7 protein-coding genes and 1 pseudogene are annotated in these 7,600 nt (G+C 30.8%); all 8 read right to left on the reverse strand.

Annotated elements, in window-relative coordinates:
• Nucleotides 1–402: pseudogene (locus AB1Z17_RS12240) on the reverse strand (tRNA nucleotidyltransferase); the annotation flags it as partial.
• 56 nt (nt 403–458) lie between these two features.
• Nucleotides 459–1,214 carry an imidazole glycerol phosphate synthase subunit HisF gene (gene hisF, locus AB1Z17_RS12245; RefSeq protein WP_368052076.1) on the reverse strand — a complete coding sequence of 252 codons (756 nt, stop codon included), beginning with the start codon at nt 1,212–1,214 and terminating at the stop codon, nt 459–461.
• A gap of 90 nt (nt 1,215–1,304) precedes the next feature.
• A complete protein-coding gene (gene hisA / locus AB1Z17_RS12250; protein WP_368052077.1) occupies nt 1,305–2,057 on the reverse strand; it encodes a 1-(5-phosphoribosyl)-5-[(5-phosphoribosylamino)methylideneamino]imidazole-4-carboxamide isomerase in 753 nt (250 codons plus the stop codon).
• A 104-nt stretch (nt 2,058–2,161) separates the two neighbouring features.
• Nucleotides 2,162–2,743 (reverse strand): imidazole glycerol phosphate synthase subunit HisH, encoded by a 582-nt coding sequence (hisH, locus tag AB1Z17_RS12255; RefSeq protein WP_368052078.1) that lies wholly within the window; start codon nt 2,741–2,743, stop codon nt 2,162–2,164.
• 70 nt (nt 2,744–2,813) lie between these two features.
• Entirely contained in the window at nt 2,814–3,950 is a 1,137-nt protein-coding gene (hisB, locus tag AB1Z17_RS12260) for a bifunctional histidinol-phosphatase/imidazoleglycerol-phosphate dehydratase HisB (protein WP_368052079.1), read from the reverse strand.
• Between the two features lies 1 nt (nt 3,951).
• Nucleotides 3,952–4,992 carry a histidinol-phosphate transaminase gene (gene hisC / locus AB1Z17_RS12265; protein WP_368052080.1) on the reverse strand — a complete coding sequence of 347 codons (1,041 nt, stop codon included), beginning with the start codon at nt 4,990–4,992 and terminating at the stop codon, nt 3,952–3,954.
• Between the two features lie 3 nt (nt 4,993–4,995).
• Nucleotides 4,996–6,282 (reverse strand): histidinol dehydrogenase, encoded by a 1,287-nt coding sequence (gene hisD, locus AB1Z17_RS12270; RefSeq protein ID WP_368052081.1) that lies wholly within the window; start codon nt 6,280–6,282, stop codon nt 4,996–4,998.
• 44 nt (nt 6,283–6,326) lie between these two features.
• Entirely contained in the window at nt 6,327–7,184 is an 858-nt protein-coding gene (gene hisG, locus AB1Z17_RS12275) for an ATP phosphoribosyltransferase (protein WP_368052082.1), read from the reverse strand.
• Nucleotides 7,185–7,600: the final 416 nt, after the last annotated feature.

Here is a 7,600-nt window from a genome sequence, read left to right on the forward strand (position 1 = left end):
ACTTAAAGCTAATGCATTTATTGTAAAATCTCTTCTATTTTGATCGTCTTCTAAAGTTCCATCTTCAACAACAGGATTTCGGCTAGCTTCATTATAAGACTCTTTTCTTGCGCCAACAAATTCCACTTCAATATCGTTATAACGCAACATTGCTGTTCCGTAGGTTTTAAATACTTGAACTTTTGGGGAATTTGGCAATAATCGTGCTACTTCCTGAGCCAATTCAATTCCGCTGCCTACTGCAACAATATCAATGTCTTTTGGTGTGCCTCTTTTTAAAAAATAATCACGTACAAAACCTCCTATTACATATGTTTCTAATTGTAAATTTTCTGAAGCTTTTGAAATATATTCAAATATTGGATGTGTTAAAGCATCTTTATATATGTTGAGTTTTGGCATAAAAAAAATCGACTATTTTAATAATTTTAATTCATTCATATTTCAGAAGAATAACATTATAAACGAACGGCTATATTATTATTTTTTAATTCGTTTTTTAAATCTACTATTGCTATTTCTTTAAAATGAAAAACACTAGCTGCTAAAGCAGCATCTGCTTTTCCTTTTGCAAAAGTATCAATAAAATGTTGTATTGTACCTGCTCCACCTGATGCAATTATTGGAATATTCACCAAATCGCTTAAATATGCTAATGCTTCATTGGCAAAACCATTTTTTGTACCATCATGATCCATAGAGGTAAATAAAATTTCACCTGCACCACGTTGTTCCACTTCTTTTGCCCATTCAAATAATTTAATATCAGTAGGTATTTTCCCTCCTACCAAATGCACCATCCATTCCCCATTTAATTGTTTGGCATCTATGGCAACAACTACGCATTGACTTCCAAATTTTGCAGCTAAATCATTTATTAACTGTGGGTTCTTTACTGCTGAAGAATTTATTGAAACTTTATCAGCTCCAGAATTCAATAAAATTTCAACGTCTTCAATAGAAGAGATTCCTCCACCAACAGTAAACGGAATATTTACCTTTTCTGCAACATGCATTACCAATTCAACTAATGTTTTTCTTTTTTGTTCAGTTGCTGTAATATCTAAAAAAACAAGTTCGTCTGCACCTTCATTAGCATAAATTTCGGCTAATTCTACAGGATCTCCTGCATCTCTTAGGTCTACAAAATTTACTCCTTTTACAGTTCTTCCTTCTTTAATGTCTAAACAGGGTATTATTCTTTTTGTGAGCATTGCTTCTTTGTATTTCGTCGTCGCGAATGAAATGAAGCAATCTGTATCTTAAAAACAGATTACTTTCTCGTTACCTCTCCTCGTAATGACTTAATTATTATCTAGTATAAACTTCTCTAATTGTTTCATACTAATTTTATGTTCGTATATGGCTTTACCAATAATAGTTCCTTCACAGCCCATTTCTGCTAAACGTGGCAATTCATCAAAAGTTGAAATTCCTCCAGAAGCAATTAATTTAATCTTCTTGACTCCACTCGAAGTGACAATACTTGTTTCATTCAATATTTTTTGATACAAATCAAATGAAGGTCCTTGTAACATTCCATCTTTTGAAATATCTGTACAAATAACATAACTTACGCCTTCTTTTACATAACTTTGAATAAAAGGAATCAATTCTTTATCAGATTCTTCTAACCAACCACCAATCGCAACTTTTTCGTTATTTGCATCAGCTCCTAAAATAATTTTATCTACTCCATATTTTTGAAGCCAACTTTTGAAAATTTCAGGGTTTTTAACAGCAATACTTCCTCCAGTAATCTGATTTGCTCCAGATTCAAATGCAATTTTTAAATCCTCATCAGATTTTAACCCACCACCAAAATCGATGACTAAATTTGTATTGGAAGCTATGTTTTCCAATACTTTATAATTTACAATATGACTCGCTTTTGCACCATCCAAATCTACTAAATGTAAATGTTTTATTCCGTGGTCTTCAAACATTTTTGCTACTTCAAGTGGATTTTCATTATACACCTTTTCAGTTGCATAATCGCCTTTTGATAAACGTACACATTTACCGTTGATGATATCTATTGCTGGGATGATTCTCATTTTTTTTGTTTTCTATTGATAATCGTCATTCTGAACTTGTTTCAGAATCTCATCTAACTAAATTATTATGTTACCCTGAAACAAGTTCAGTGTGACGAAAAAAATTATAATTCTAAAAAATTTTGTAATATTTGAGCACCTGCTTTGCTGCTTTTCTCCGGATGAAATTGCACTCCATAAAAGTTTTTTTCTTGCAATGCCGAAGCATATTTAATTCCGTAATTGGTGGTCGCAATGGCTTCATTATTTAAAGGCACATAAAAACTATGCACCAAATACATGTATTCTTTTTCTGAAATACCTTTAAATAAATCTGATTTTAAATTCTCAATCTGATTCCAACCTATTTGAGGTACTTTTTCTCTATCATCAAACTTAACAACATCTACATCAAAAATATTTAAGCCTTGCGTATTTCCTTCTTCACAATGGTTACACATTAATTGCATTCCTAAACAAATTCCTAAAACAGGTTGTTTCAAGGTTGGAATTACTTTGTCTAAACCCGTAGCTTGTAATTTTCCCATAGCACTACTCGCCTCCCCAACTCCTGGGAAAATAACTTTATCAGCATTTCTAATCTCAGCTTCATTATCTGATAAAACTGCATCAAAACCTAATCGTTTAATAGCAAATTTTATAGATTGAATGTTTCCTGCTCCGTAATTTATAATTACTATTTTCATTTATTAAATTTAGTTGTTTGTTATTAGTTGTTTGTTGTTGGCAAAAACCAGCAACCAAAAACTAACAACCTTAAAGCATTCCTTTAGTACTTGGTAAAATCATTTTTTCTGAATCTCGTTTTACAGCAGCTCTTATTGCTTTTGCAAATGCTTTAAAAATTCCTTCAATTTTATGATGCTCATTCTCGCCTTCTGCTTTTATATTCAAATTACAACGTGCACCATCGGTAAAGGATTTAAATAAATGATAAAACATTTCAGTTGGCATTTTACCAATCATTTCGCGTTTGAATTCTGCATCCCAAACCAACCAATTTCTTCCTCCAAAATCGATTGCAACCTGCGCTAAACAATCGTCCATTGGTAAATAAAAACCATAACGTTCTATACCTAATTTATTTCCCAAGGCTTTAGCAAAAACCTCACCCAAAGCAATCATTGTATCTTCAATGGTGTGGTGTTCATCAACTTCTAAATCGCCTTTTACTTGAATTGTTACATCCATATTTCCATGACGTGCAATTTGATCTAACATATGATCAAAAAAAGCAATTCCTGTTGAAATTTCACTTTTCCCAGTTCCATCTAAATTTAGTTTGATGTAAATTTTAGTTTCGTTGGTATTTCTGGTTAATTCAGCAGTTCTGTTTTCAAGCTTTAAATACTCGAAAATTCGCTCCCAATCGTTACTTTCTAAGCCTATAAAAGCATCTAATTCAGTTCTTTTTACTGAAATTTCATCCGTTCCTAAGTTAGTATTATCGTTGATAAAAATTCCTTTGGCTCCTAAATTTTTAGCGAGTTCTATATCGGTTAAACGATCTCCAATTACAAAAGAATTTTCTAAATCATACTCTTCTGAAAAATATTTTGTCAGCAACCCAGTCTTTGGTTTGCGAGTGTCAGTATTTTCGTGTGGAAAAGTTTGATCAATAAAAACATCGCTAAACACAACACCCTCATTTTCAAATGATTTCATTATAAAATTATGAACTGGCCAAAAGGTTTCTTCTGGATAAATATCCGTTCCTAAACCATCTTGATTGGTAATCATAGCCAATTCAAAATCCAAATCTTTAGCTATTTTACCTAAATAAGTAAATACTTTCGGATAGAAAATTAATTTATCAAACGAGTCAATTTGTTCATCAGCAGGTTCTTTAATCATTGTTCCGTCACGGTCTATAAACAAAACTTTTTTCTTCATTTTAAATCTCTTTTAATGCTTCAATTAATTTCTTATTCTCACTTTTTGTTCCAACAGTCAACCGTAAAGTGTTTTCACATAAAGGTTGTGTTGTTCTATTTCTAATAACAATTCCTTTTTCTATTAACTGATGATATCTTTTTACAGCATTATCTACTTTAACTAACACAAAATTAGCATCTGTTGGATATATTTTTTCTATAAATGAAATTGATGTTAATTTTTCAATCAACTTTTTGCGTTGTTCAAGTATTTTTTCAATTTCGTGTTGTACTTTATTTTTATTCAACAATTTCTTTAGTGCTTTTTTCTGCGTTAATTCGTTGATATTATAAGGTGGCTTAATTTTATTTAAAATTGAAATAATTTCTGAAGAAGCATAACAGATTCCTAATCGAATTCCTGCCATTCCATAGGCTTTTGATAAGGTTTGTGTTACAATTAAATTTGGAAATTCATCCAATCTATCCAGCCAACTTTTTTCAGAAGAAAAATCTATATAAGCTTCATCTATAACTATCAATCCATTAAATTTAGTTAAAAGTTCTTCAATAGTATTGGTTGAGAAAGAATTTCCCGTAGGATTATTTGGTGAACACAAAAACAATATTTTTGATTGTCCATCTGCAATTTTTAAAATATGCTCAACCGTAGGCTGAAAATCTTTTGTTAATAACACTTCACGTTCTTCAATATTATTAATGTTTGCCAACACTTTGTACATTCCGTATGTTGGTGGCAATGTAATAATATTGTCTTGTTTTGGTTCGCAAAACGCTCTAAAAATTAAATCCAATACTTCGTCGCTTCCATTACCTAATAAAATTTGAGGTACTTGAACTCCTTTTAATTTAGATAAGCCTTCTTTTACAGCAATTTGTTGCGGATCTGGATACCGATTTACACCATTGTCAAATGGATTTTCGTTGGCATCTAAAAAAACCATACCACCAACTGTTAACTCTTTAAATTCGTCTCTTGCAGAAGAATATGGCTTTAAAGATTTAATATTTTCGCGAACTAAATTTTGAATGGATTTCATGCTTTATTTTTTTAAACTTTTTAACCTTAAAGTAACAGCATTTTTATGCGCATCTAACCCTTCAGCTTCTGCTAAAACTTCAATGGCTTTTCCAATATTTTGAATTCCCTTTTCAGATATTTTTTGAAATGAAATAGCTTTTAAAAACGAATCTAAATCTACTCCAGAATACGCTTTTGTATAGCCGTTTGTTGGCAGCGTATGGTTGGTTCCAGATGCATAATCACCTGCACTTTCTGGTGTATAATTTCCAATAAAAACAGAACCTGCGTTTTCAATTCCAGAGATATAAAAATCGTTATTATTAGTACATACAATAAAGTGCTCTGGCCCATATTTATTAATTAAATCTAAAGCAATTTCTTTAGTTTCAACAAAAATTAACTTTGAATTTTCTATTGCTTTTGTTGCTATTTTTTTTCTAGATAAATTATTTAGTTGTTTATCAACTTCTGAAGCTACTTTATTTAAAATTTGCATAGATGTTGCAACCAAAATAACCTGACTGTCTGTTCCGTGCTCTGCCTGGCTTAATAAATCTGAAGCTACAAAAGCTGGATTTGCAGTGTCATCGGCAACCACTAACAATTCACTCGGACCCGCTGGCATATCTATTGCAACACCAAATTTTGTTGCCAATTGTTTTGCGACAGTTACAAACTGATTCCCTGGTCCAAATATTTTATAAACCTTTGGAATCGTTTCTGTACCAAAAGTTAATCCGGCAATTGCTTGTATGCCTCCTACTTTTATAATTTTTGTAACTCCACATTGCTGTGCTGCGTAAATTATAGCTGGATTAATTTTTCCTTTTTTATTTGGCGGAGTTGCTAAAACAATTTCTCTACAACCTGCAATTTGTGCAGGAATTGCCAACATTAAAACCGATGAAAATAGCGGTGCAGTACCTCCTGGAATGTACAATCCAACTTTTTGAATAGGTCTTTTTTCTTGCCAACATTCAACACCTTCTGTTGTTTCAATGAAAACATTTTCGGTTTTTTGAGCGTTATGAAATTTAAAAATATTTTCCTTTGAAAGTTGAATTGCTTCTTTTAGATCGTTAGAAACTAAGGTTGATGCTTCAATTATTTCTTCATCAGAAACAAATAAATCGTCTAATTCTACACCATCAAAAATAGATGTGTAACGCTTAATTCCGTCATTCCCATTTTGTTTTACATCATCGAAAATATCGTTTACAGTTTCCTCAATTGCTTCAACAGTTTGTGTTGGTCTTTGTAAAATTTTTAACCAATTGGCTTTTGGAGGATTTATAATTGTATTCATTTATTTAAGTTTGAAAGTTGAAAAGTTAAACGATTCAACATTAATTATAGTACCATTTTTTCAATTGGAACAACTAACAATCCTTCTGCTCCGTTTTCTTTTAATACATCTACAACTTCCCAAAAAGAATCTTTTTCTACTACTGTGTGTATAGAACTCCATCCTTCTTCAGCCAAAGGTAATACTGTTGGGCTTCGCATACCAGGCAATAATTTAATAATACTTTCTACTTTATTATTTGGTGCGTTCATTAAAATATACTTAGATTTTCTACCTTTTAAAGCAGCCTGAATTCTAAATTGTAACTTATCTAAAATTTGTTGATTTTCTAAAGAAATAGTTGGTGAAACTGCTAAAACAGCTTCACTTGTCAACATTTTTTCAACTTCTTTTAAATTGTTTTTAAATAAAGTACTTCCACTCGAAACAATGTCGCAAATTGCATCTGCCAAACCAATATTTGGAGCTATTTCAACCGAACCATTAATTAGGTGAATGTCTGGATTTATATTAAATTTCTTAAAATAGTTTCGGACTGTATTTGGGTATGAAGTTGCGATGCGCATTCCATCCAAATCTTGAATATTTGTGTATGCAACATCTTTTGGAACGGCAATAGACACTCTACATTTAGAAAATCCTAAACGTTCTGCAATATTAATATCTTCACCTTTTTCAATTAAAACATTTTCTCCAATTATTGCAATATCAACTACTCCATCTCTTAAATATTGAGGAATATCACCATTTCTTAAGTACAAAACTTCCATTGGAAAATTGCTTGCCGATGCTTTTAATTGGTCCTTTCCATTGTCTATAGAAATTCCACAGTCTTTTAATAATTTTAGAGAGTCTTCGTTTAATCTCCCCGATTTTTGAATTGCGATTTTAATTTTATTCATTATTAGATTTGTTGTGTTTGATAAATTAAAATGAGCTCAATAAAAAACCCGCTTGAATTTATCAAACGGGTTTAAAATATATTTATAATTTACTCAATACATCTTCAGCTCGCTTGATTGCAAGTATGTAAATGATGTAAATGAGATTGTGTATTTTTCATTTTTTTTATTGAAAGACAAATATAGAAATAAGTTTATAAAATAAAAGCTGATTTGTATAAAAATTACAAATAATTAATTTTTGTTAAAAAGTGAATTGCTACTTCTTTGCTAAAGTTCAAAATTAGATCCTTTAGAAATAAAATTATTAAACTTTTCCTTATTAAACTTATATAAAAATGCTCCTTTCTTAGAACCAGATTTATCTTTATGAACTGTTTTAGTTAAGATATCAAACGATAGTATTTTTTTTCTAA

The sequence above is a fragment of the Lutibacter sp. genome, assembly GCF_040883305.1.
Classification (GTDB): domain Bacteria; phylum Bacteroidota; class Bacteroidia; order Flavobacteriales; family Flavobacteriaceae; genus Lutibacter.